The 26,443-nt window shown below is 45.9% G+C and carries 20 protein-coding genes; 12 read left to right on the forward strand and 8 right to left on the reverse strand.

The window, feature by feature from the left end:
- The first annotated feature begins 48 nt into the window (after nucleotides 1-48).
- The 7 genes from ACHUFZ_RS02365 (at nucleotide 49) to ACHUFZ_RS02395 (ending at nucleotide 8,334) form a co-directional block, all read left to right on the forward strand.
- Nucleotides 49-1,626, forward strand: a complete 1,578-nt coding sequence (locus tag ACHUFZ_RS02365; protein WP_394125707.1) for an anthranilate synthase component 1 — start codon at nucleotides 49-51, stop codon at nucleotides 1,624-1,626.
- A gap of 9 nt (nucleotides 1,627-1,635) precedes the next feature.
- Nucleotides 1,636-2,226 (forward strand): aminodeoxychorismate/anthranilate synthase component II, encoded by a 591-nt coding sequence (locus ACHUFZ_RS02370; protein WP_134833735.1) that lies wholly within the window; start codon nucleotides 1,636-1,638, stop codon nucleotides 2,224-2,226.
- Nucleotides 2,227-2,237: 11 nt separating this feature from the next.
- Nucleotides 2,238-3,236, forward strand: a complete 999-nt coding sequence (gene trpD, locus ACHUFZ_RS02375) for an anthranilate phosphoribosyltransferase (RefSeq protein WP_394125708.1) — start codon at nucleotides 2,238-2,240, stop codon at nucleotides 3,234-3,236.
- A 21-nt stretch (nucleotides 3,237-3,257) separates the two neighbouring features.
- Nucleotides 3,258-4,685 carry a bifunctional indole-3-glycerol-phosphate synthase TrpC/phosphoribosylanthranilate isomerase TrpF gene (gene trpCF, locus ACHUFZ_RS02380; RefSeq protein WP_394125709.1) on the forward strand — a complete coding sequence of 476 codons (1,428 nt, stop codon included), beginning with the start codon at nucleotides 3,258-3,260 and terminating at the stop codon, nucleotides 4,683-4,685.
- 54 nt (nucleotides 4,686-4,739) lie between these two features.
- Entirely contained in the window at nucleotides 4,740-5,930 is a 1,191-nt protein-coding gene (gene trpB / locus ACHUFZ_RS02385) for a tryptophan synthase subunit beta (protein WP_053438132.1), read from the forward strand.
- A complete protein-coding gene (trpA, locus tag ACHUFZ_RS02390; RefSeq protein WP_394125710.1) occupies nucleotides 5,930-6,736 on the forward strand; it encodes a tryptophan synthase subunit alpha in 807 nt (268 codons plus the stop codon). The genes trpB and trpA overlap by 1 nt, the downstream gene beginning before the upstream one ends.
- 338 nt (nucleotides 6,737-7,074) lie before the next feature.
- A complete protein-coding gene (locus ACHUFZ_RS02395) occupies nucleotides 7,075-8,334 on the forward strand; it encodes a dicarboxylate/amino acid:cation symporter (protein WP_394125711.1) in 1,260 nt (419 codons plus the stop codon).
- Between the two features lie 69 nt (nucleotides 8,335-8,403).
- On the opposite strand, the gene ACHUFZ_RS02400 is transcribed toward ACHUFZ_RS02395, so the two are convergent.
- The 6 genes from ACHUFZ_RS02400 to ACHUFZ_RS02425 form a co-directional block, all read right to left on the reverse strand.
- Complete coding sequence (locus tag ACHUFZ_RS02400) at nucleotides 8,404-8,853, reverse strand: GNAT family N-acetyltransferase (protein ID WP_394125712.1); 450 nt, start codon at nucleotides 8,851-8,853, stop codon at nucleotides 8,404-8,406.
- 161 nt (nucleotides 8,854-9,014) lie between these two features.
- Nucleotides 9,015-10,328, reverse strand: a complete 1,314-nt coding sequence (locus ACHUFZ_RS02405) for an ABC1 kinase family protein (protein WP_394125713.1) — start codon at nucleotides 10,326-10,328, stop codon at nucleotides 9,015-9,017.
- Between the two features lie 74 nt (nucleotides 10,329-10,402).
- Complete coding sequence (locus ACHUFZ_RS02410; RefSeq protein ID WP_394125714.1) at nucleotides 10,403-12,193, reverse strand: ABC transporter ATP-binding protein/permease; 1,791 nt, start codon at nucleotides 12,191-12,193, stop codon at nucleotides 10,403-10,405.
- Nucleotides 12,194-12,365: 172 nt separating this feature from the next.
- Complete coding sequence (locus ACHUFZ_RS02415) at nucleotides 12,366-12,857, reverse strand: outer membrane beta-barrel protein (protein WP_394125715.1); 492 nt, start codon at nucleotides 12,855-12,857, stop codon at nucleotides 12,366-12,368.
- 104 nt (nucleotides 12,858-12,961) lie between these two features.
- Nucleotides 12,962-16,891, reverse strand: a complete 3,930-nt coding sequence (hrpA, locus tag ACHUFZ_RS02420; protein WP_394125716.1) for an ATP-dependent RNA helicase HrpA — start codon at nucleotides 16,889-16,891, stop codon at nucleotides 12,962-12,964.
- A 140-nt stretch (nucleotides 16,892-17,031) separates the two neighbouring features.
- Complete coding sequence (locus ACHUFZ_RS02425) at nucleotides 17,032-18,357, reverse strand: MipA/OmpV family protein (protein ID WP_394125717.1); 1,326 nt, start codon at nucleotides 18,355-18,357, stop codon at nucleotides 17,032-17,034.
- Nucleotides 18,358-18,475: 118 nt separating this feature from the next.
- Here ACHUFZ_RS02425 and ACHUFZ_RS02430 point away from each other — a divergent pair, with 118 nt between their 5' ends.
- From ACHUFZ_RS02430 to ACHUFZ_RS02440, 3 genes are all read left to right on the forward strand, one after another.
- Complete coding sequence (locus ACHUFZ_RS02430) at nucleotides 18,476-18,841, forward strand: VC1380 family protein (protein ID WP_394125718.1); 366 nt, start codon at nucleotides 18,476-18,478, stop codon at nucleotides 18,839-18,841.
- A 3-nt stretch (nucleotides 18,842-18,844) separates the two neighbouring features.
- Nucleotides 18,845-20,746, forward strand: coding sequence for an alkaline phosphatase D family protein (locus ACHUFZ_RS02435; RefSeq protein WP_394125719.1), 1,902 nt, complete (start codon nucleotides 18,845-18,847; stop codon nucleotides 20,744-20,746).
- Nucleotides 20,747-20,823: 77 nt separating this feature from the next.
- Nucleotides 20,824-21,276 carry a tellurite resistance TerB family protein gene (locus tag ACHUFZ_RS02440; RefSeq protein ID WP_394125720.1) on the forward strand — a complete coding sequence of 151 codons (453 nt, stop codon included), beginning with the start codon at nucleotides 20,824-20,826 and terminating at the stop codon, nucleotides 21,274-21,276.
- A gap of 66 nt (nucleotides 21,277-21,342) precedes the next feature.
- Here the strand turns inward: ACHUFZ_RS02440 and ACHUFZ_RS02445 are convergent, their stop codons facing one another.
- Nucleotides 21,343-21,873 (reverse strand): 3'-5' exonuclease, encoded by a 531-nt coding sequence (locus ACHUFZ_RS02445; RefSeq protein WP_394125721.1) that lies wholly within the window; start codon nucleotides 21,871-21,873, stop codon nucleotides 21,343-21,345.
- 88 nt (nucleotides 21,874-21,961) lie between these two features.
- Nucleotides 21,962-23,491, reverse strand: coding sequence for a sensor domain-containing diguanylate cyclase (locus ACHUFZ_RS02450; RefSeq protein ID WP_394125722.1), 1,530 nt, complete (start codon nucleotides 23,489-23,491; stop codon nucleotides 21,962-21,964).
- A gap of 322 nt (nucleotides 23,492-23,813) precedes the next feature.
- Here ACHUFZ_RS02450 and ACHUFZ_RS02455 point away from each other — a divergent pair, with 322 nt between their 5' ends.
- Both ACHUFZ_RS02455 and ACHUFZ_RS02460 read left to right on the forward strand, forming a co-directional pair.
- A complete protein-coding gene (locus tag ACHUFZ_RS02455) occupies nucleotides 23,814-24,446 on the forward strand; it encodes a DUF2760 domain-containing protein (RefSeq protein ID WP_134833751.1) in 633 nt (210 codons plus the stop codon).
- The gene (locus tag ACHUFZ_RS02460; protein WP_394125723.1) at nucleotides 24,446-26,377 is read left to right on the forward strand and encodes an Hsp70 family protein; all 1,932 of its coding nucleotides are present in this window, start codon (nucleotides 24,446-24,448) and stop codon (nucleotides 26,375-26,377) included. Before ACHUFZ_RS02455 ends, ACHUFZ_RS02460 begins: the two co-directional genes overlap by 1 nt.
- The last annotated feature ends 66 nt before the right edge of the window (nucleotides 26,378-26,443 follow it).

Genomic DNA, 26,443 nt, shown 5'->3' on the forward strand with positions numbered 1-26,443 from the left:
CGACTATGTACGGCAGGAAGAAAAATTATTAAGAGAAAAGGAGGTCTTGTGAACAAGGCCATTAATATTCAAAAGCTAGGTAATCTTGAGCTCATTCGCACTACCGCACCCTACGCTCAAGATCCAACGCAGTTGTTCCATACTCTGTGCGAGAACAAGACGGATAGCCTTTTGCTAGAGTCGGCTGAAATCGATTCAAAGCAAGATCTTCAAAGCTTGCTGATTGTTGACTCAGCAGTACGTATCGTTTGTTTTGGTCACACTGTCACTATGACCGCGCTGACAGAAAACGGTAAGCACCTACTTTCTCACTTAACTAATAACATCAACATCGGTATTGAACACCGCTTTGACGGAACAGAGCTTGTTCTAGAGTACACATCTCCTTGCGATACCCTTGATGAAGATTCACGGCTGCGTGAAGCCTCTTCCTTTGATGCACTAAGACTGATTCAGCACAGCTTCGATATTGAAGGACTGCACAAGCATGCGATATTTATCGGCGGGCTTTTCGCTTACGACCTTGTGGCCAATTTTGAGCCTTTAGGTCGCGCGCAGGCAACCAATCAGTGTCCAGATTATGTCTTCTATGTTGCTGAAACTCTGCTCGTTGTCGATCACCAAACACAGAGCTGTGACTTACAAGCGGCACTGTTTGCCAACGACGAAACAAAACCAACACTTGAAGCGCGTTTAGAAGAAATACGTCAAGCTTGTACAACGTTGAAGCAATTGCCAAATGCAACCCCTGTAGCAGATACCAGCGCAGTACCTAGTGTCTCGGATGAAGACTTTTGTCAAACCGTACGTGACTTAAAACAGTACGTAGTTAAGGGCGATGTATTTCAAGTCGTGCCATCGCGCCGCTTTACCTTGCCGTGCCCTTCTCCTCTAGCGGCATATAAAGAGCTTAAACAGTCAAACCCAAGCCCTTACATGTTCTATATGCAAGATGAACTGTTTACTCTGTTTGGCGCGTCACCTGAAAGTGCACTTAAGTACGAGACTCATACCAACCAAGTTGAAATCTACCCTATTGCCGGCACTCGCCGCCGTGGCAAACGCCCAAATGGTGAAATCGATTTCGATCTCGATTGCCGTATTGAACTAGAACTACGTACCGACAAAAAAGAAAACGCCGAGCACATGATGCTAGTTGACCTAGCGCGTAACGATGTCGCACGTATTTCTGAAGCCGGAACCCGCCATGTGGCTGACCTACTTAAGGTTGACCGCTACAGCCACGTCATGCACTTGGTTTCTCGCGTGGTTGGTCAGCTACGTAACGACCTTGATGCCCTACATGCTTACCAAGCCTGTATGAACATGGGCACGCTAACCGGTGCACCTAAGATTCGAGCAATGCAATTGATTCGCGATGTTGAAGGAGCTCGTCGTGGCAGCTACGGCGGCGCCGTTGGTTACCTAACTGGTGAAGGCACATTAGATACCTGTATCGTGATTCGTTCAGCATACGTTGAAAACGGTATTGCCCAAGTACAAGCAGGCGCTGGTGTGGTATTCGATTCTGACCCGCAAGCGGAAGCAGATGAAACGCGCGGCAAAGCTCAGGCAGTAATTTCTGCGATTCAAGCGGCTCATCAGCCAGTTCAAGATAAGCAATAGGTGGAAGAGATGGCGAATATCCTATTTATCGATAACTTTGACTCTTTCACTTACAACCTAGTCGATCAATTTCGTTCCTTAGGTCACGAAGTCAAAATCTATCGTAACAACATTGCCGCTGACACGATTGAATCAGCGGTTAAACAATTAGAAAACCCTGTCGTCCTATTATCGCCAGGTCCTGGTGCACCTGCTGACGCTGGCTCTATGCCGGAGATCATTCAACGCTTAAAAGGCAAAGTACCAATGATTGGTATCTGTCTCGGTCACCAAGCAATTGTTGAAGCATACGGCGGTACCGTTGCAGGCGCTGGTGAAATCATCCACGGTAAAGTGTCGATGATGGAACACCAAAATCACGCGACCTATGCTCAATTGCCTTCTCCACTTGCAATTGCACGTTACCACTCATTAGTCGCAACGCATGTACCAGAATCGCTAACCATCACAGCTGAAGTTGATGACCTAGTGATGTCTGTAGTACAAGAAGAAGACAAAGTGTGTGGATTCCAATTCCACCCAGAATCGATTATGACCACCTACGGCGCGACCTTATTGGCCAATGCGATTGAGTGGGCTCTAAAGAAGAACGACAAATAAGGAATAACGTCATGGAACAGATTATCAACAAACTTTACGAGCAGCAGTCACTCACTCAAGAAGAGAGCCAACAGCTATTTGATGTCATCATTCGTGGTGAGTTAGATCCAATTCTAATGGCCTCTGCGTTAACGGCACTAAAAATCAAAGGTGAAACCCCAGACGAAATTTCGGGTGCGGCAAAAGCACTACTAGCTAATGCGAACCCTTTCCCGCGCCCGGATTATGATTTCGCTGATATCGTCGGTACGGGTGGTGATGGTCATAACACGATTAATATTTCAACGACTGCTGCTTTCGTTGCAGCAGCTTGTGGCCTAAAAGTCGCTAAACACGGCAACCGCAGTGTATCGAGCAAATCCGGCAGCTCTGACTTACTGGATTCTTTCGGTATTAACCTAGCAATGAGCGCCGAAGATACTCGTACAGCCGTCGATGACATCGGCGTGGCTTTCTTATTCGCGCCGCAATACCACGGTGGTGTGCGTCATGCGATGCCTGTACGTCAAACCATGAAGACGCGCACGATTTTCAACATCTTAGGCCCATTAATTAACCCAGCACGTCCAAACATCGAACTGATGGGTGTGTACTCGCAAGAGCTTGTGCGCCCTATCGCAGAAACAATGCTGCAAATGGGAATGAAGCGCGCGGCCGTGGTACACGGTAGTGGTTTAGATGAAGTCGCGATTCACGGTGATACCACAGTCGCTGAAATCAAAGACGGTGAGATTGTTGAGTACACCCTAACCCCTGCGGACTTCGGTTTAGAATCTCATCCACTTGAAGCGATTAAAGGTGGCGACCCAGAAGAAAACAAAGCGATCATCACTAACATGCTGACGGGTAAAGGGACAGATGCTCAACTTGGCGCAGTTGCTGCCAATGTTGCCCTACTGATGCGCTTATTCGGTCATGAAGATCTTAAAGCCAATACCCAACAAGCCATCGACGCAATGAATTCAGGTAAAGCTTACGAGCTTGTCAAAAAACTTGCCGCGCACGCGTAACCCAGAGCAAAAGGAAACATCATGACTGAGGTTAAAAATAAGCTATCCGAGCACGTTTCAGTAAAAGAGGCGGAAATGGCTGAAGTATTGGCAAAAATTGTCAAAGATAAGTATCAATGGGTAGCCGAGCGCAAAGAGCAGCAGCCACTTGATACATTTAAAAGCGATCTGACCGCTTCTGATCGTAGCTTCTATGATGCACTCAATAACCAAAACACGGTATTCATTACTGAATGTAAAAAAGCATCTCCTTCGAAAGGTCTGATCCGAGATGACTTCGATTTAGATTACATTGCGTCGGTATACAACAACCACGCAAATGCGATTTCAGTGCTAACCGACGAGAAGTATTTCCAAGGTAGCTTTGAGTTCTTACCTCAAGTTAGAAAGCAAGCAAAGCAGCCTATCCTGTGTAAAGACTTTATGGTTGATAGCTACCAAGTCTACTTGGCTCGCCACTACCAAGCGGATGCAATCCTACTGATGCTTTCTGTACTCGACGACCAAGAGTATGCGGAACTTGCTGAAGTTACCCACTCACTTGAAATGGGCGTGTTGACCGAAGTCAGCAACGAAGAAGAGCTGCACCGTGCCGTTAAGTTAGGTGCCAAGGTTATCGGTATTAATAACCGTAACCTGCGTGACCTTTCGACTGACCTAAATCGTACCAAAGAGCTTGCGCCAACTATTCGCGAGCTAGCACCGGAAGCGACCATCATTTCAGAATCTGGCATCTACACTCATCAGCAAGTGAGAGATCTGGCTACATACGCTGACGGCTTCCTCATTGGTAGTTCACTGATGGCTGAAGACAACTTAGAACTTGCAGTACGCAAAGTGACATTAGGGGAGAACAAGGTGTGCGGCCTGACTCACCCAGATGATGCCGCTAAGGTATACAAAGCGGGGGCGATTTTTGGTGGCCTGATTTTCGTTGAAGCGTCTAAACGCTTCGTTACTTTAGAAGAAGCGCGCTTAACCATGAGTGGTGCTCCGCTAAAATACATCGGCGTATTCCAAAACCACAGTATCGAGCAAATTACAGAAACTGCCGAGCAACTAGGCCTGACTGGAGTGCAACTGCACGGTGACGAAGACCAAGCCTTTGTTTCCGAGCTCAAAACTAAACTTCCACAAAATGTTGAAATTTGGAAAGCCTATGGTGTTAGCGAGTCTACGCCTACGCTGATTGCTGAATATATCGACCGTCACTTATTGGACACTAAAGTTGGTAAACAAGTCGGCGGTACAGGCCTTGTATTTGATTGGTCACTGATTGGCGACCCATCTAAGGTAATGCTGGCAGGTGGAATTACTCCGTTCAACGCCCAAAAAGCTTCAGAGCAGGGTTGTCTGGGCTTAGACCTAAACTCCGGCGTTGAGTCTTCTCCTGGTAAGAAAGACGCAGAAAAACTTGAACAAGCTTTTGCAGCAATTCGAAACTACTAATTATTTGTAGCGTGAGTGATAACTGGCGCTATCCCAAAATGAAGGATTTACACCATGGCTAAATTAGATGCCTACTTCGGCGAATACGGTGGTCAGTATGTACCACAGATTCTTGTCCCTGCTCTTGAGCAACTAGAGCAAGCGTTTATTGACGCGCAGGAAGACCCAGAGTTTCGCAGCGAGTTTATGACTCTACTGCAAGAGTACGCTGGCCGTCCTACCGCTCTAACACTGACTCGTAACCTAACTAAAGGTACAAAAACCAAACTGTACCTAAAACGTGAAGACCTTCTTCACGGTGGCGCACACAAAACTAACCAAGTATTAGGTCAAGCTCTGCTAGCCAAGCGTATGGGTAAAGAAGAGATCATCGCTGAAACTGGCGCAGGTCAACATGGCGTTGCTACTGCGCTAGCGTGTGCCCTACTTGGCCTTAAATGCCGCGTATACATGGGCGCAAAAGACGTTGAACGTCAGAGCCCGAACGTATTCCGTATGAAGCTAATGGGCGCAGAAGTTATTCCTGTTCATTCTGGCTCTGCGACACTCAAAGATGCCTGTAACGAAGCTCTGCGCGACTGGTCAGCAAGCTATGAAGACGCTCACTACCTATTAGGTACGGCAGCAGGCCCTCATCCATTCCCAACCATCGTTCGCGATTTCCAACGTATGATTGGTGAAGAAACTAAGAACCAAATTCTAGCGCGCGAAGGTCGCCTACCTGACGCAGTGATCGCCTGTGTGGGTGGTGGTTCAAATGCTATCGGTATGTTCGCTGACTTTATTGAAGAAGAGACCGTTCGCCTAATCGGTGTTGAGCCAGCAGGTAAAGGTATCGATACAGATCAACATGGCGCGCCGCTAAAACACGGTAAAACAGGCATCTTCTTCGGTATGAAAGCACCATTGATGCAAGATGAAAATGGTCAGGTTGAAGAATCTTACTCAGTATCAGCAGGTCTCGACTTCCCATCAGTTGGTCCACAGCACGCGCACCTTAACGCAATTGGTCGCGCTGAATACGACAACGTCACTGATGATGAAGCGCTGGATGCATTCCAAGAACTAGCGCGTAGCGAAGGTATCATCCCTGCTCTTGAGTCATCTCATGCTCTTGCACACGCACTGCGTATGGCTCGTGAGAACCCAGAGAAAGAACAACTACTGGTGGTTAACCTATCAGGCCGCGGCGACAAAGACATCTTCACTGTACATGACATTCTGCAACAAAAAGGAGCGATCTAATGAACCGTTATGAAAAGCTATTCGCGCGCCTAAACGATAAAAATCAAGGTGCTTTCGTTCCGTTCGTAACAGTTTGCGATCCGAATCCTGAGCAGTCCCTACAAATTATGGAAACCTTGGTCGAGGCCGGCGCTGATGCCCTAGAACTTGGTATTCCGTTTTCCGATCCATTAGCGGATGGCCCAACGATTCAAGGTGCAAACATCCGTGCTTTAGATTCGGGGGCAACTCCTGATATTTGTTTTGATCTGATTAGCCAAATTCGCGCTAAGTACCCAGACCTTCCGATTGGTCTGCTAATGTACGCCAACCTTGTTTACTCTCGTGGCATTGATAACTTCTACGAGCGCTGTGCCAAAGCCGGTATCGACTCAGTTCTTATTGCTGACGTTCCGACTAACGAGAGTGAAGAGTTTGTTGCAGCGGCGAGAAAGCATAGTGTTGAGCCAATTTTCATTGCGCCACCAACCGCTTCTGACGAAACTCTAGACCAAGTGGCAAAACTGGGTGGTGGATACACTTACCTACTTTCACGTGCCGGCGTGACTGGTGCAGAAACCAAAGCTAACATGCCGGTCAGTACGTTGCTTGATCGCCTAAACCAGTTTGATGCACCACCAGCGCTATTGGGCTTTGGTATCTCTGAACCAGAGCAAGTAAAACAAGCTATCAATGCTGGTGCAGCAGGTGCTATTTCTGGGTCAGCGGTTGTGAAAATCATCGAAAACAACGTTGAACAACCAGACAACATGTTACAGCAGCTCGCAAACTTTGTTTCATCCATGAAGGCTGCGACACAAAAGTAACGTGTTAGCCATCTAAACTTCTATGAGATCGATTTCTTAATACCGCAAGAAATCGATCTTTTTATTAACATTCACCACACCATTCCCATCATTGAAATACCAAATGATTCTATAAACTCCAATACATCCGAGAGTCACAAATTCATAAGCAAACGTTTGCCATCGAGCAAAAAATTGTCACTTATCAACAAAACTGTTTTTAAATCCCTCTATTGCTACTGACACGTATTGCTAATTGTAAAATTTAAGTGTAAAAAGCGAGACGAAATTATTAACCATGTTCGAGTTTTAACTCAGATGGTAATTCTGGATTTTTAAATTTTATTAGCACAGAGGTTATGGAAGTGTTAAAAGAAAAGAGTTTGCTAAGCAATATTGGTGTACAAGTTGTCATCGCCATGATTATCGGTACTGCCGTTGGTGCCTTCATGGGCGAGAGCGCAACCATGTTCGCTCCTCTAGGTGCGATCTTCATCAACCTAATTAAAATGCTGGTTATCCCATTGGTAGCCGTTGCACTGATTTCTGGTGCAGCAGGCCTTGGTAATAGCCAATCAGCAGGTAAAGTTGGTGTGGTGACTTTGGGCTACTTCGGCCTAACATCTGCACTAGCAGTAGCACTAGCCCTATTTATGGGTGAAGTATTCAAGCCTGGCATGGGCATCGACGTATCTGGCGTTGAAGGCATGTTCTCAGCTGAATACGCTTCAAAAGGTGAACTTCCTACTTTCTGGGCGACCATCACTGGTATGATCCCAACCAACGTTTTCCAATCACTGAATGAAGCAAACATCCTACAGATCCTAGTATTCTGTATGTTCTTTGGTATTGCGATTTCTAAGCAAGCGAAAGAAAAGCGTGAGCCAATCATCAACGGTGTAAACGCTATCGTTGACGCTATGGTATGGATGATCAATAAAGTAATGATCATTGCACCAATCGGCGTATTCGGTCTAATGGCTGAAGCTGTTGGTACGTTTGGTTTTGGCGCACTAATGGTGGTGTTCAAACTATTCGTTGTTTACGTTGCTGCTATTCTTATCTTCGGTTTTGTTGCTTACCCGCTAATGGTGCACATCTTCACTAAGACTTCTGCGAAGAAGTTCCTAGTTGCAATGAAGAAACCTCAAGCGGTTGCACTATCAACAGCGTCATCTATGGCAACTCTACCTGTAACACTTGATACAGTTGAACACGAGCTAGGTGTTAGAAACTCTACGGCGTCGTTCGTTCTTCCTCTAGGTGCAACAATCAACATGAGCGGTAACGCAATCTACTACGGTTTGGTTGCTATCTTCTTTGCTCAGCTATTCAACATTGATCTAGGTATGGGCGCATACATCGCGATCATCGTAACCTCTACACTAGGTGCGGTAGGTCAAGCAGGTGTTCCAGGTCCATCTTTCCTAGTAGTTGCAGTACTTCTAGCGGCTGGTATTCCAATCGAAGGTTTACCACTATTGTTCGCTCTTGACCGTATCTTCGACATGATTCGTACAGCACTTAACATCACTGGTGATGCAGCGTGTGCGGTTATCGTTGATGCACTAATCGAAGACGAAGCAAAAGAAGCGGAGCTGCAAAAGCAACAAGCTTAATCGCTCCTCGTTCTAGATAGACAAAAGCCACTCGTTTGAGTGGCTTTTTTAATTCTATACCGCACTAATCTATACGCTCAAAAAGTAGCTAAAATAGGCGGTCTCTCTTTTATAGCCTAATGATTCATAAAGGCTTTGAGCGACAAGGTTATCATGGGCGGTTTCTAAGCTTAACCCATTCGCACCTGTGTCTATCGCGTGTTGTGTAGCGGCATTCATTAATGCTCTGCCTACTCCACCCGAACGTCCACTCTCTGTGACAAACAGATCGTTTAAGATCCAGCTACGCTGTGCTGACACTGACGAGAAAATTGGGTAAAGCTGGGTAAAGCCCAACGCCTCACCATCGGCATTCACTGCTAGAAATACAACTGACTCTTCATTGTAAAGTCTTTCATTGATGTAGTGATGAGCGAGTTTGAGGTCACTATCTTGACCGTAAAAAACTCGATACTGATTGAATAGGTCAGCAACTAAGTCCAGTTGCTCGACTGTGGCTCTAATAATGTTAGTAGTCAATGGCGTTCTCACATTCCTTGTTTAGAATGCATTAGATAATGTCAATCCAACCAACAATTCTCAACGCTAAATACAAAGTTTAAAAGGCATGTCTCAAAGCTAAGCCTTTGATCTTTATATCGTCTAAGTAATCAGGTGAAACACGCTCTAGATAGATCCCTTTATACGTGTAAGTAAGGTGCAGCTAACTGATGGATATTCACTTTTGCTCCTAATCGCGCAGCCAGTAAATACATACCACCAATCTTTCGGTGTAAAAACAGTGCATCAGCTGGAGGTGTGTGCCAGTAATCTTGCTCCATACTTAATATCGTTCCGGCCTCTCTTAAACGCATAGCTAAGCCACTGGCTCTGAAATCATACTCTTCATCCACCAGCATAGGCTCACAAGCAAGTTTAACTAAGTTTAGAATGGCTTGGCGCTGCTCCGGTAAAATGTCCTGGCTGAAAAAACCGATTTGTTCCAAGGCATCGTTCAAGCCCGACTCGCTCCCCTGCACCACCGATGAAAAAGCCTTGCGATATCCGTCACTAAATCTGTCGCTGTATTCACGTGTCGCGCCAAAATCGAGTAAGCCGATTTGCTTTGTTTCTGGCATGTAAAGGTAGTTAGCAAAATTAGGGTCGGTTTGAACCATCTTGAAGTCGAACAACTCTCTGAACATCAACTCAAGCAAACGGTGCATTACAAGGTCACGCTCAGGCTGTGCTAGGGTTTCGACATTCTCTATTGAAATACCTTCAAGGAAATCCATCGCTAAGACAGATTCGGAGGTTATGTCACTATGAATATTAGGCACTACAAAGTGATCAGTATTTTGCAGGGCTTGATGATAACGCTGTGCAAAGTTCGCTTCACGCTGGTAATCCGCTTCATCGTGCAGCTGTTTTTTCGCTTCTTCGAGCAGGCTCTTATAATCAACAGACTCTGGAATCAGGCCAACGATACTGAGCAATGTCCCCACGTTATCGACATCGCTATTGATGCTTTTTCTGATTCCCGGATACTGAACTTTCACCGCCAGCTTTTCACCATCGTCGCTATAGGCTTGGTGAACCTGACCAATGGAAGCACTGGCTACTGGCTTAAAGTTAAAAGCTGCAAACTGGAGCTTCCAATCCGCCCCTAACGCACCTTCTAATACCTGATTGAGCTGCTTCGCAGGTAGTGGGTCGGCATCCGAGCGAAGCCTTGCGAGAATATCCGCGAGTTCTGGTTCAAGAACGTCACCAGCATCCATAGATAGCATTTGACCCAACTTCATCGCCGCTCCACGTAAGTGTGCCAGTTGTTCGGTGAGTCTTGAGATATTCGCTGGTGTCAGAATCAGATCTTTCGTCTTAGGCCTTTGACCCTTTGCTAACTGCTTAGTCCCTTCTGTTAAAACGTTACCCGCAACACGAGTGGCCAGTGACGCAAGCTTTCCGAAGCGTGAGATTCGATGGGTAGGTATGTTTTTCTGTTTTGTCGACATGAACTATCTCTTTAATGATTCACACTTGTATACGTTCAACAGACCACTTTGGCTTAACTAGCAACGATTTGTTCTCAGTTAAGGTGCTTAAATTGAAGTTCAACCAAACGCTGATACAGCTCGCAACTGCCCATCAACTGTTGATGGTTACCAACATCCACCAGCTTTCCGTGGCCAAAGACTGCGATCTTGTCGGCATGTTGGATAGTAGAGAGTCGGTGTGCGATGATAATCGTCGTTCGATTGCGCATCAGTTCATCTAAGGCTTGTTGGACATGGTGTTCACTTTCACTGTCTAACGCACTGGTCGCCTCATCAAGCAGCAGGATACTTGGATCCTTTAAGATAGCTCTTGCAATGGCAATACGTTGACGTTGCCCACCAGATAGCCGTACGCCTCGCTCTCCTAAAAAGCTCTGATAACCTTCCGGCAGTTTCATTATAAAATCATGGGCGTGTGCTTTCTTCGCTGCCTCAATGACTTGCTCGTCGGTAGCATTGGGATTTCCGTAGCGAATATTGTAGAAGACATCATTACTAAACAATGCGGGTTGCTGGGGAACAAGGGCCATCTGTTCACGAAGCTCACTTGGGGCAAAGTTTCGCACGTCCACACCACCATACGTAACTTTACCCTTTTGCGGATCATAGAAACGCTGCAACAACTCAAACAGAGTACTTTTACCCGCCCCAGAAGGGCCAACGAGCGCCAGCACTTTGCCCTCTTCCGCTTGTAAGGTTAACTGCTCTAATGCGGGAGTATCTGGTCGTGATGGATAATGAAACGTCACATCATTGAAACTGACTTCGGCAGCCAAAGATGACGAAGGTTTAGTCGACACATTCGGCGCGACAATGTCACTTTTCACCTGAAGGATTTCGACCAATCGTTCGGTTGCTCCAGCCGCTCGTTGTAGCTCTCCCATCACCTCAGAAATCGTTGCTAACGAAGAGGCAACCATAATTGCATAGAAGACAAAGGCGCCTAAATCACCGGCTGACATTGTGCCATTGATGACGTCACTGCCGCCTACCCATAGCATGCCGGAGATCGCACTGAATACGATAACAATCACACCAGAAATTAAGATCGCGCGTTGCTTTACCCGTTTACGGCCAATGTCGTATGCTTTCTCTACCTCTTGCGAGAAGTAACTTTTTTCCTCAGCTTCTCGGCTATAACTTTGTACGGTTTTGATGTGCTCTATCGCTTCGCCAGCATAGCTACCCACATCAGCCATAGAGTCTTGGCTTTGGCGAGACAGCGCTCGAACTCTGCGGCCATAAAACAGAATCGGAACCAAAACAAACGGCACTGAAGCCAACACGATGAGGGTCAATTTGATGTTGGTGGCAAACAGCATAATGATTGCGCCAACACACATTAGCGCGCTGCGCATTGCCATCGAGAATGACGAACCAATGATACTTTGCAGTAAGGTGGTATCAGTGGTGATACGAGACATGATGTCACCGCTGCCATTGGTCTCAAAGTAGCTTGGATGAAGCGTGACAATATGATTGAACACGGCTAAGCGGATATCAGCACTGACTCTTTCTCCCACTGACGACACTAAATAGAAGCGAAAGAATGTACCGATTGAGATAAGGACGGTAACTATCAGGATAAAGCCAATGGCACTGCCAAGTTCAGACGTTGATTGCTGAGCAAAACCTTGGTCGATCAATATTCTCACGCCATGACCAACGGTAAGCGTCAATGACGCTGTAAAGATCAGAGCAACCAATGCTGCACCAACTTTTACTCGATAGGGCTTAATGAACTTTAACAGCTCAAAAAGGATTCCAAGGTTCTTCTTGGTGACTTGGGGATTATCTGATTCAAGATTTGATGCTGATTGCATTTAGATACCTTTTCACCATACGTTAACGCTCTAACATAAGTTATTGGGGCATATATAACTTTCGCAAGTCGTGTGGGCGAATAGTGTGCGTTGTGATACACCCGCTAGAAATAACTAAGCATAAAAAAAGCCTGACCGAAGTCAGGCTTTTTAAATCACAACCGCGAATTCATTATAGGAAGTGGAATGTCGCGTTTAGAGAGAAGTTCTTCACGTCTTCTTCTTTCATAGAGAATACGTTGTAGCTAGCACCTAGAGAGATAGGGCCCATTACGAAGTACTCAGCACCAACACCATACATCATGTCGATTTCGTCTTCTTTAAAGTTGCCGCCACTTAGCTCGTATGAGTGAAGACCCGCTTTTGCGTATACATGCAGTGGACCAAAATCAATGCTTGGTTTCGCTGCGAAGTACACTGCAGAACCTTCTAGGTCACGAACTACACCACCGTAATTAACGTTGTCGAAGTCACCAAAGTTTTGGTAACCCGCTTCTAGACCAATGAAAGGGAGAATACCAGTACCAACGTGTACGTTGTATGACGTTGATGACTCATTGCCCAGATCCGCCTGACCTACACTTGCGCTACCGTAAATCCAAGAATCAGCAGAAGCTGTAGCTGATGCGCCGATTAGAGCTAGCGCTAGTAGTGTCTTTTTCATAATAAACCTTCTCTAGTTATTTAAAACAGAAGTTCGCTGCGGCAAACCTCTGCCAGTATAGTCAAAATTCCGATTGATACCCAATAATTATGCAACTAATGTGCCTAACAAGCGTCTATGGCCATTTTCACGCGCTTATCTGATACTGGGTAAGGTGTTCCAAGTTGCTGCGCAAAATAGCTTACTCGCAACTCTTCGAGCATCCAGCGAACCTCTTTAACATTGTCAGGTACCGCGACACCTTTTGGTATTTTGTTCAGTAACTCTTTATAATCGTTAGCTACTGATTCAATTTTGAGCATGTGCAAACGATCTTTATTTGGATCGATTGGTAGCTTCTCCATTCTACGTTCTATTGCTTTCATGTAACGTAAAATATCTGTCAAACGTTTCCAGCCACACTCAGTTGCAAAGCCTTTAAATATCAGCCCTTCAACTTGAGCTTTGATATCAGACAAGGCAAAAGCCATCGTGAAATCTATTTTACCTTTTAACTTCTTGTTGATGTTAAATGCAGTTGTCAGAATAGTCTCAACCTGCTGAGCGATTTCCACCACAGTGTCACCTAATTCCGCTCTTACGTGCTCTTTTAGGGCTTCAAACTGCTCTGGCTCCCAAACGATACCGCCCTTCTCTTCGATAAGCTTATCAACACCACAAGCGATACAGTCATCAATGAGGTCCAGTACCTTGCCATAAGGGTTAAAGTACAAACCAAGCTTCGATTTATTCGGTAGATTCGAGTGTAAGTACTTAATCGGAGATGGCACGTTGAGCAAGATTAAGCGACGTTGACCTGCTTTCATGGCAGTGACTTGCTCATACTCAGTTTCGTAAAGCTTAATTTCGACACTATCTTTGCTATCAACCAGTGCTGGGTACGCTTTTACATCGTAGCCACCACGTTTCTGCTGATACACTTTAGGCAGTTCACCAAAGCTCCACGTATGCAAACCTTGTTGCTCAATATCATCATCGGCAACCTTAGATAACGTCTCTTGAACCTTGTCTTTTAGGCTCTCTTTAAGCTCGTGCAAGTCGCGGTTTTCTTTCAGCTTGCGATTGCGGTGATCCACAGCTCGGAACGTGACCTTCAAGTGTTCTGGCACTTGGTCAAGCTTCCAATCTTCACGCAGTACTTCGACACCCGTCATACGGCGCAGCTCTTTCTCTAACGAATCTAGAAGCGGAGCTTCCATCGCTGTTACTCGTGCTAAGAATGCGTCGGCGTAGTTTGGCGCAGGAACAAAGTTCTTACGGATGGTTTTTGGCAGAGACTTAATTAAGCTCACGACCAATTCGTGGCGAAGCCCTGGAATCTGCCAATCAAAGCCACCCGGCTCGACTTGGTTAAGAATCGGCAGCGGCAAGTGAACCGTCACACCATCATTGTCTTCACCCGGCTCAAATTGGTAACTTAACTTGAGTTTAAGTCCATTCTGATGCCAGAAGTTTGGATAATCGAGATCGGTAACGTGGCTCGCATCGCCTTTGAACAGCATCTCTTTTTCAAAGTTCAGCAGTTCACTATTTTCTTTCGATGCTTTCTTCCACCAAGTATCAAAGTGCTTGCCAGATACCACTTCAGTACCGACACGTTGATCATAGAAATCAAACAGCTCATCGTCATCAACCAAGATATCGCGGCGACGGGACTTGTGCTCTAGCTCTTCAACCTCACGCAATAGCTTGCGGTTTTGCTTGAAGAACGCATGTTTGGTTTCCCACTCACCTTCAACCAGTGCGCTGCGAACGAAAATCTCACGACTTACCGTTGCATCAATACTGCCATAGTTGACTAGGCGTTTTGGTACAATTGGCACACCATAAAGCATCACTTTTTCGTGAGCCATAACTGCAGCGCGCTTCTTCGACCAATGCGGTTCGCTGTAACTACGTTTAATCAGGTGTTTTGCTAAAGGCTCAATCCACTCAGGTTGAATCTTGGCAATAATTCGCCCCCAAAGTTTGGACGTTTCCACCAGCTCAGCAGACATGATCCATTTAGGCTGCTTTTTGAATAGGCCAGATGCAGGGAAGATATGGAAGCGAGCATTACGCGCACCTTGATATTCATTCTTCTCTTGGTCTTTGATACCAATATGCGACAGCAAACCAACCAGGATCGCTGAGTGAACGCCTTGGTACGACGCTGGTTCATCGTTAAGTTTGAAGTCCATCTCACGCATTGATTGATGGATTTGGAAGTAGACATCTTGCCACTCACGAACTCGCAAGTAGTTTAAATAGTCTTGCTTACACTGTTTGCGAAACTGATTACCTGAAAGATTCTTCTGCTGCTTCTGAATGTAGTCCCACAGGTTCACAAACGTTAGGAAGTCTGACTCTTCATGGAAGAATCGTTTGTGCTTATCATCTGACGATTGCTGTTTGTCACTTGGACGTTCACGCGGGTCTTGAATCGATAACGCTGAAGCAATGATCATCAATTCTTTGGTTGCGCCGTATTTTGGCGACTCAAGCACCATGCGCGCCAAACGAGGGTCGATCGGCAGACGCGCCAGTTGACGGCCAATGCTGGTCAGGCGCTTCTTGCTGTCTTTCGCTTCCGCATTGATTGCACCCAACTCTTCTAGCAGGCGGACACCATCTTGGATGTTGCGTTTATCCGGCGCTTCAACAAATGGGAAAGCTTCGATATCACCCAAACCCAATGCCGTCATCTGCAAGATAACCGATGCTAGGTTGGTACGTAAAATTTCTGGATCGGTAAACTCAGGGCGTGAGTTAAAGTCGTCCTCAGAGTAAAGACGAATACAGATACCCTCTTCAACACGACCACAACGACCTTTACGCTGATTAGCACTCGCTTGCGAAACTGGCTCAATCGGTAAGCGCTGAACCTTAGTGCGGTAGCTGTAGCGAGAAATACGCGCCGTGCCCGGGTCAATGACGTATTTAATGCCCGGAACCGTCAACGATGTTTCAGCAACGTTGGTTGCCAGTACAATTCGACGACCTGCATGAGGTTGGAAAATTTTGTTCTGCTCACCCGCCGACAAACGTGCGTATAGCGGCACGATTTCTGTCGACTTCAAGTTACGTTTACTCAGCGCATCAGCGGTATCTCGAATCTCACGTTCACCATTCATAAAGATTAGGATGTCACCTAACCCTTCATCGCACAGCTCATCAACTGCTTCGAAAATGCCGTCAAGCTGGTCACGATCAACATCATCATCACCGCGAAGTGGACGGTAACGTGTTTCAACTGGGTAAGTTCGGCCTGACACTTCGATAATCGGTGCATTATCAAAGTGCTTAGAGAAACGCTCAGGATCAATGGTCGCTGACGTAATGATCACTTTTAGATCTGGGCGACGAGGTAATAGCTCTCTTAAGTAACCCAAGATGAAATCGATATTCAGGCTGCGTTCGTGCGCTTCATCGATGATGATGGTGTCGTATTGATTGAGGAAACGGTCATGTTGAATCTCTGCTAACAAGATACCGTCAGTCATCAATTTTACTTGGGTATTTTCAGAGATCTGGTCGTTAAATCGAACCTTGTAACCAACAAACTCGCCCAGTTTAGTTTCCATCTCTTCTGCAATACGATTCGCTACAGAACGAGCCGCCAAACGACGAGGCTGCGTATGGCCAATTAAGCCAAACTTACCACGGCCAAGTTCAGCACAGATTTTCGGCAACTGGGTGGTTTTACCTGAACCCGTTTCACCGGCAACAATTACTACTTGGTTTTCTTCAATCGCCTTAGCGATGTCATCTTTTTTCTGGCTTACAGGAAGAATTTCTGGGTATTCAATGGTCGGGGTATAGTTACCGCGCTGCTCAGCATCCATCATGGACTTAGCGATATCTAATGCGATCTCGTCGAAAACGGCGTTTCTCGCGGCATCTTTCTTAATTTTATTTGCGCCGGAAATACGTTTACTTAAACGGAATCTGTCTTTGATCATGCACTGGTTAAGTGCTTTGCGAAGTGACGCCGCATTATTGGCCTGAGCTTTACCCTCAGCTACGGTCAATTTTTCTGGCTGTGACGAAGTCAAAGCGTTACCTATTCTTTTTATCGATAAAACTGCGTGAATTGTATCACATATCAGCGAATAATCGCCTAACTAGATAATTGGAAAACAAAAAAGCCGTGGGCATCTAACTCACGGCTTTTAATGTCACTAGCAGTAACTCGTTAGAAGTCGAACTGCACGTAAATGGTATTGTAGTTACTTCCGCCCTTGATTCGGCCGTATTGCGACGCTTGTTCGAAGATAGCACTGCGGTGGTGAAGTGAGTAGCCGACCCACATACTGTCTAAATCGCGATTATTAATTAAGTCGCCGACATTCATATCAAACGAAAAGTCTAAGTAGTTAAGAAGGTTGCTCGCCGTATACCCCTTACGCTCCATTTCGCTGCCTTCGATATAAGTGATGTTATCGATGTACGACATACCTTCCGCGACGCCAAAGCGCCATTTGGTCGGCCAATTAAACGTATAGTACGCTTTGATTGCTGCTATATACTCGGTGGATGAAGACTGAACGTCTGACGACCAATGATGAACAATACCCGGCGTCAGGTAGATATCAATTGGTAAGCCAAACAGTTCATCAGTTAACGGATGACCATAGAAAAACGACGTCAGCTGGTTATTGTAAGGGTCTTTTTCGGCGTTAAACTTCATGATATCGCCGATATTAGAAGGGGTAGCCCAGCCATGCGCAATTCGAACGTAACGTTTATTGGTTAACTCTGATTTTTTCTCTTTACTCTTATCAGTGAAGAAACCAAAACCAAGATAAAACTCGCCTTGATATCTGTCTTCAACAATCGAGGAATCATACGCATTGTCGTCAAGGCGCGTCACGCTGGTTGCGCCAAGCAGATAAAGGTTAGAAGTAACATGATAGCGTGCACTTACCCCGACATTCATATCGATGCCCGCACCTACCGTTTCACCACTATAAGTGTTAAACGCGTAGTACTCACTATTAAAGTCCGCATCTTTGTAACGCAAAGTAACGTGCGGCTTTAATTCCCAGTCGCCAAACTCATAATCACCAGTTGCGGTTAAATTACCGTGAAAACGAAAGTCCTTGTCTGCTAATAGCTCAGTATCAAGTGTCCACTCATCATTGATCCGGTACCGGATCTGACCACCAAAGTCGACAGAATCACCTTCATTAGCATTTTGCGCCGATGCTGGAATATCGACGAAGCGCAAACGCATAAGTGCATTTAGCTGAAACTGTTCGTCATCGGTTTCAAAAAGGTACGCGCCACCTTCCAAGCCATTAATGAAAACATGCTCGTTCTCGAAAAACATCATAGGCACGAATGTACCGACCGTTTGATCCCCACCTTGAGTATCAAATGGAATTGAAGCGGTACGATAAACCGCGGCGATACCCCATTCCTGTTCTGCCACTGCAGAGGTTTCTTCCGCTTGTGCTGACGTTGTTACTAACCCACTACTGGCTAAAAATAAGCCTGCTAGACGTTTATAATTTGACATTTTTTACTCAAAAGTACCGAAGACACTCAAATTCTGACCAATTAATCCCGTTAATACTTATGTTTATTGGCGATTGGTCGTTAAAATATGAATATATAATCCATCAAATCTAAAAATAGTGAAAGCCTCAGAATTAAAAAGATTACTCGACTCCTTACCGGACGATAGCGACCCAGAAATTGTAGTGGGCGAAGAGTGGCTACCTGAACGTTTAGTCGATGCAAAACTCGACGGCGAACTGATGTTTCTCGAATTCGATTCTGCGCCAGAAGATATCCAAGGCGATGAAGAAGGACGAGGGTTCGTTGAACATGAAATTGACATGATTCGATACCGTTTTGAGCAAATCTTGATGGATAGCGAGGACATCAAAACCAAAGCGGACGCGATGTTGGCGCTATTTTTAATGGGACATGAACTTTCCAGCTCCGAAATCATCGAAATACTCGAAGATCCTGACGTACCTAAAGACCCAACCGAGTAGTGAATGAAAACGAGTTTACCTTTTCTTATTGCAGGCCCAATTTTACGTAAAGTGACTCCCAATGAGCTGGTTTTCTGGCTTGTCACCAGTCAGCCACTTAAAGGCCATTTTTCGCTTAATCTAGAGCCTGACCAAGGACAAATTTTTAGTGAAGACTTAAATAGCTGCAGCCAATTACAAATCGGCAGCCACTGCTATCTTACGCTGGCCCACTTTCGAGGTGACTTCCCTGCTAATGTCGCACTCAGCTATGAGTTCCACACCGACCAAGGTTCCTTAAGTGAGCTTTATCCAGAGCTGCTGTATGGCGATGAAACTCGGCTGACCTTTAAGATATCTACGCAAGCCGACTACATTTTGCATGGTTCTTGCCGCAACCCTCACCACCCTAGCCCTGACGCGTTAGTCAGTGCTGACAACAAGGTCGCAACGCTGCCAATTGAAGAGCGTCCTGATCTATTGATGATGAGTGGCGATCAAATCTATGCCGATCATGTTGCTGGACCGACACTCGATGCAATTATTCAAACCATTGAATTGCTGGGTCTACCAGATGAGCGATATGGTGAAGCACCGATTTCATCAGCAACGGAACTGTTCAGCCATGCTGATTGTTATTACGGTCGCGATAAAATCCTGCCACACTATGTCGATGATGGAAGCTTATTAACCAAGCTGTTCCCGCATCGCAACACGCCTATTTTCAGCTCACGCGAAGCAGAGAATCATCTAGTGAGCTTCTCTGAATTTTTTGCCATGTACCTGTTGGTCTGGTCGCCAACATTGTGGCCAGTGCTAAATACTTCGCGCCTACACGACAACAAGTTCACCCAATCAGGTCAAGAGCTTGAGCCTAAATGGCAGCAAAAGTGGCGTGACGAAAAAGCCATTATTGACCAGTTCGTTAGTGGCCTGCCTCAGGTACAACGCTTGTTCGCCCACATTCCTACGTATATGATCTTTGACGATCATGATGTCACTGATGACTGGAACCTCACCATTGGTTGGGAAAAAGCGGCTTACAGCAATCCTTTCTCTAACCGCATCATCGGCAACGGTCTGATCGCCTATTGGCTTTGCCAAGGTTGGGGGAACGAACCTGACAACTTCAATCAAGAGTTTATGTCGGTCGCGACACGCTTCTTATCGGAACCAGGTGAGCGTTATCAAGATGAGTTTATTCAATACCTGTACACCTTTGAGCGCTGGCATTACAGCATTCATACTTCGCCAAAGGTTGTAGTACTTGATACGCGCACCCGTCGTTGGCGCTCAGAGTCACGTATGAATAAGCCTTCGGGCCTGATGGACTGGGAAGCTCTCATCGAGTTTCAACATGAGCTGATGCACCAAGACAAAGTGGTGGTGGTCTCCGCCGCGCCAATGTTTGGTGTTAAAGTCATAGAGGCGATGCAAAAGGCGGCAACAATAGCGGCTCAGCCACTGTTAATTGATGCTGAAAACTGGATGGCCCACCCGGGTAGTGCCAATACCTTATTGAGTATTTTTACTCACACTAAAACGCCAACTAACTTTGTCATTCTCTCCGGAGACGTCCACTACTCGTTTGCTTATGACATCAAATTAAGATTTAGACGCAGTAGCCCTAACATCTACCAAATAACCTGTAGCGGCTTTAAGAATCAATTCCCAGAACCGCTACTGGCCGGATGTGACCACGCAGACCGCCTACTCTACTCGCCTCGCTCTCCACTTAACTTTTTAACTAAGCGTAAGCGACTTAAGATTAAGAAAAGAGATCCAAACACGCCAGGCCGCCGTAGATTAGTCAATACCAGCGCTATTGGAGAATTAAAACTCGATAGCCACGGCAAGCCACAGCGTATCTCTATATTGACCGGTGAAGGCGTTGAATGGGACTTTCCACCGATAGAAGAAAAGTAAGGTTTCTGTAAAGAGCCTTGAGTTGTGATTCGATAAGCACTATCTATATCAATAACACCCCAATAAAGGCTCGTTATATGCTCAACTCTATTACTTCACTATTCAAACAGCTCCTTGAAGGGAACGATTTAGGCCACGCCACTCATGCAGACAGCAATCTCGCCATTGCCTGCTTGCTGTGTGAGGTTGCCGGTGCAGACCATCAAATTGAACAAGTAGAAGTTGAAGCGAAGAGGTTATTGCTAGCAAGATTATTGGATATTGAAGAGAGTGACGCGGTCGCATTGCTATCTCGTGCTGAAGCAAAAAGCAAAGACTCCGCCTCTTTGTATGATTTTACTTCGCAGCTGCGCGAGCTAAGCCAAGAAACGCGCTTTGAGTTAATCAAGGCGATGTGGGAAGTGGCTCATGCCGATGGTGAAATCGACCCACTTGAAGATTCAGTGATTCGTAAGACAGCCGAATTACTCTACGTGGACCACGGTGACTTTATTCGCGCCAAGTTAGACGTGACCGAATCAAAGCACTAACCGAATCAAAACGCAAAATAGCAAAAAGGGAGCACAATGCTCCCTTTTATGATCTTTTTATCTATTTTAAAACATGGTTAAAGCCAGTTTCGCTAGGTTGTACGCATCAACATAACCTGAATGCTGACGACCTTCCCACTCAATACCTTTTGCTTCTTGAGCCGCCTTATGGCCAACGCGTTTGTCTTTGAGACGATTTTGGATTCGATATAGGGTCGCTAAGTTAATAAATTCATTGAAAGGCATCTCGATACCCTTGTCTTGACACTCTTTCATCAAGATACGGTCATCGCGTCCCCAGGCCGCATAGATTTTGTTTGCGCCGCCGAAATTTTTAACCATCGACTTGAGCACTTCCTCAAGAGGTCGACCTTGCTTTTCCACCTTACGCGGCGTAATCCCTGTTAATTGAGAACAAAATGGCGATACTTCATCATGCTCGGGCTTTACATAATATTGAGCACGCTTAACGATCTCGCCATTAACAAGATCAATCTCAGCTAGCCCTACTTCAATAATTTCGCCAGTCGTACCGACACCGTTTTCATTCCAACAGCACATCTCTAAATCGAAACAAACTACACGGTTATGGTTCATGATTCGCCTATGTTCAAACAATTGAGAAAGCGCAAAATTCTACATGAGAATCGTGCAAAACTCGAATTTTGATCCGTTAACTGGTCAGTTAATCCGCAACGGTGACACAATTTCGACCCGCTTGTTTGCTCTTATACAGTTGAGCATCCGCCGTGCGAAGTATTTCTTCTTCACTTTCCAGCATTCTCACCGCGACACCGATACTCAATGTACAGCGAATTTTGTGATTGCCCAGCTCATGCACTGAATTCGCCACAACTCGACACACATTGTTCAAGTAAGTAAACAACTCATCACGATCAATCTTACGGGTAATAACGCAGAATTCATCACCGCCCATACGAACAAAAATATCGCTCTCATCCAGCTGCGCTTGGACAGTGTTAGCAACGAAGTTCAACATATCATCTCCGGCAACATGACCAAAGTAGTCGTTGATCGACTTGAACTTATCAATGTCAAAAACAACCAGAGCAAAGTTTTGCTCCCGCTCAACCAGATCCGATAAAAAGCGATTAAATGCACGTCGATTGTATAGGCCAGTCAAAGAGTCGTGATCAACCATAAATTGTAGCTCTTGTGTGCGCTCATCAAGCAGAAACGCAAGATGTTCTTTCTCTCGTACTAGCAATAAAACGATATAGCTAAGTAAGGCGGCGATAACACCACCTGCTAGCGCAATCCAAGTCAGTACAAAGCGCTCGTTCTCGGTGACGCTATCAACTAACTTAAAATCCACTAACCACTCTCGGTTTGGTAGCGTTACGCGCTTAGTAATTTCAATACCCGAGGAGCTTTCCCACCCTTCGCTCTGATAAAGGACCGGATCATCTTCCGCGTCAAACCCCATATCAATAACTTTAATCAGTAAATCTTGCTCTGTTGCGGTGCGTTTTACTAATCCCTCAAAATAACGAGTCGTTCTAATGACGCCGACAACAACACCAATTAACTCTTGTTTGTTTTCGATATCAAACACCGGGTGATAAACCAACATTCCGGTCTTCTTGAGGCTTTGGTCGAGACCATCTTGTAGCAATCGGACTTTATCAGAGACATTGGGTTCGCCCGTTGCCATTAGCCCATCAAGAATAAGTTGAAAGCGTAAACGTGACGAATAAAAGCCCAATAGACCTAGGTTGGCCTCACTACGCGGGAAGATATCAGAGGCAACAAAAATCGGTTGATTATCTTCCATGACATAACCGGATGTTTTAGGTCCATCCTTAGGGATAGTGTAAAGTTCAAAATTCGGAAACGTGCGGCGCATTTTCAGAGTATGCTCAGCGATGTCATTGCTTTCGACTCGCTGCATCCACTGCAAAGCAATTAAGGTTTCTGATTTAGAGACCAACTCTTCGGCAAAAACTGGAAAGCGACTCCAGTTGTCTCGCTCAGTTGAGTGATAGAAATTCGCACCCGCTCCGATAAAGTGCAGATCACTCTCGACCACTTTTTGTAAGTTCTCAGATTGCTGTTCAGCTAATTTGTTCACCATGGATACGGTATGATCAAATTGGGTCTTATAGACAAAATGCACCGCGTAGGTAGTCACCAAGACCGTGATAACAAAAGTAAGTATTGGGTATAAGAATTTCTTTTGAGTAAATCGTTGCATAAGGCGTGATCAGTTTTAGCCTATCGAAAATGACCATTCATTTTAGCCACATCGGTTTATTGACTGAAAGAACTATTAACCAGATGAAACAAAATCCTTCGTTTCTATGATCTTCGCCGCTTTTACGCTTGGCGATTCGCTCAAAAACAAACCAGTTAACCGTTTAAACCTAAGATTAGACCTGTTTTTGTAGCCGGATGGCACCTTGAATATGCTACTATCAGCCCCAATTTATCAGAATAAATTGGCTCTTAATTTATTAGTAGAGCCACAGCAGAGATTGAGCCAATCTCTCAGTACACTTAAACAAAAGAGAATTGTCATGATTGTCGATTTACAAATGATCCCTCAAACGTTCGATATGCTTCATGCAGGTTTGACTGCATCAAGCGTTCTTCTGCTTCTAATCGCTGTTTCACGCAAGTCAAAAGTGGTTGAGAAAGTGGTCGAAAAACCAGTAGAAAAGATCGTTGAGGTTGAAAAGCCTGTCGAAAAGATCGTTGAAGTTGAAAAAGTGGTCGAAGTAGAGAAAGTAATCGAGAAAGTCGTTGAAGTCGAATCAAAGCTAGCAACTGCATCAACAGACTCTGCAATGCAGTTGCTTTCAATCATGCAACAAGAAGCTCGCTTAATTGACTTCCTGAAAGAAGACCTAACGTCATTCTCAGACGAAGAAGTCGGCGCAGCGGCTCGCGTTATTCATACCGGCGGACAAAAAGTTCTTGCTGACTACGTAACGCTAGAGCACATCCGCAGTGAAGATGAAGAAACTCGCATCACTGTCCAAGAAGGTTTCAACCCACAAGAAGTACGTTTAACTGGTAACGTTACTGGCAGCGCGCCTTTCAACGGCACACTTGTTCACAAAGGTTGGAAAGCAAGTTCAATGAACCTGCCTAAACTGGCTGAGAATTATGATGCTTCTGTTATTGCTCCAGCTGAGGTTGAGCTGTAATGGAACACCAAGATCTAGCACAACAATCACCTGTATCTAATACACCTAAATTCAGCGTTGGTATCGACTTAGGTACCACCCACTGTGTGTTGTCTTATGTGGATACAACGCAAGAAGATTCGCGCGTCCAAGTCATGCCTATCCCGCAGCTAACAGCGCCGGGAACAGTTGAAACACGCAGCCAACTTGGTTCATTCTTGTACCAACCACACGAACATGAAATGAATCCGTCATCGCGCGTATTGCCTTGGTCATCAGAGCCAACTGCTTTGGTTGGTGCAATTGCACGTAACCTTGGTGCGAAGACGCCAATTCGCCTTATCGCCAGCGCAAAATCTTGGCTATGCCATGCTGGCGTGAATCGCCGTGACGCATTCCTACCAGCTGGTAGCCCAGAAGAAGTTGAAAAAGTATCACCACTGCGCGCAACTGAGCTCTACCTAGAGCATCTAAAGCAAGCTTGGGACCATACGAATCCAAATAACCCACTCGCTGATCAAGATGTGACTATCACGGTGCCTGCGTCATTTGACCCTGCAGCCCGTGACCTAACGGCTGAAGCAGCGCGCAATGTCGGCTTTGTTCACCTAACCTTGCTTGAAGAGCCACAAGCGGCGCTTTACAACTGGATCGATAACAGCAATGACAAGTGGCGTGATGAAGTTGCTGTCGGTGATATTGTTCTGGTTGTCGATATCGGTGGTGGTACCACGGACCTTTCTTTAGTTGAAGTAACTGAAGACGAAGGCAATCTAACACTAAACCGCATCGCTGTAGGTGAGCACATCCTACTTGGCGGTGACAACATGGACTTAGCTCTTGCGTACCGCTTAAAAATGAAGCTAGCCCAAGAAGGTAAAGAGCTTCAACCGTGGCAAGTTCAGGCGATGACTCACGCTTGTCGTGATGCGAAAGAAGCATTGCTAAACGACAGTGAGCTTCAGTCGGTACCAATCGTCGTACCTAGCCGTGGTTCTAAATTGCTGGGTGCTACGCTAAAAACTGAATTAACTCAGCAAGAAGTACAACAGACGCTCGTCGACGGTTTCTTCCCGCAAGTGGCAGTAACCGAGCACCCTGTTCAACGCAATCGCGGCGCTTTGACTCAAATGGGTCTGCCGTACGCTCAAGATGCAGGTATTACTCGTCATATTGCTGCGTTCTTAACCAAGCAAGCTAACGCGCAGAACGGTGACGCGGCTCCAGCACAAGACTTTAATCCGTTTGCTAACATGCCGGGGATGGGCGGTGAATCAGCTGCGGCAGACTTCATCAAGCCTACCGCAATCCTATTTAACGGCGGTGTGCTTAAGTCTGGTCTACTGGCTACTCGTTTAGAAGATACCATCAATGAGTGGCTACTTACTGCTGACGCAGAAATGGCAAAACGTCTCACTGGTGTTGACCTAGATCTTGCAGTAGCAAGTGGTGCTTCGTACTACGGTTCTGTACGTCGTGGTCAAGGTGTTCGTATCCGCGGCGGTATCGCATCAAGCTACTACGTGGGCATTGAAAGTGCGATGCCAGCAATCCCAGGTATGGCGCCGCCAATGGAAGCTCTATGTGTGGCACCATTTGGTATGGAAGAAGGTTCAAGTGTTGACGTACCGAGTCAAGAGTTCGGTTTGATCATCGGTCAGCCAGTTAACTTCCAGTTCTTCGGTTCAACGGTTCGTCGTGAAGATTTCGCAGGAACACACCTCGACCATTGGGGCCCTGAAGAGCTTGATGAGTTACCAGAAATTCAAGTGACGCTTCCTGTGTCAGAAGGCCGCCGTGAAGGTGAAGTGGTTCCTGTCACTCTGGCCTCGCGCGTAACTGAGCTCGGTACACTCTACCTAGAAGCCATCGCAACCGACAACGGTCAAAAATGGCACGTTGAGTTCGATGTCCGCGAAGACGCTAACGCAGCTGACAACGAGCAAATTTAATCAATGTGCGGCACCCTCTTGGGTGCCGCTCTTTTATAATAAGAATTCGTCATCACATTGGCAAAA

This window comes from Vibrio hepatarius (assembly GCF_043642085.1).
GTDB lineage: Bacteria > Pseudomonadota > Gammaproteobacteria > Enterobacterales > Vibrionaceae > Vibrio > Vibrio hepatarius_C.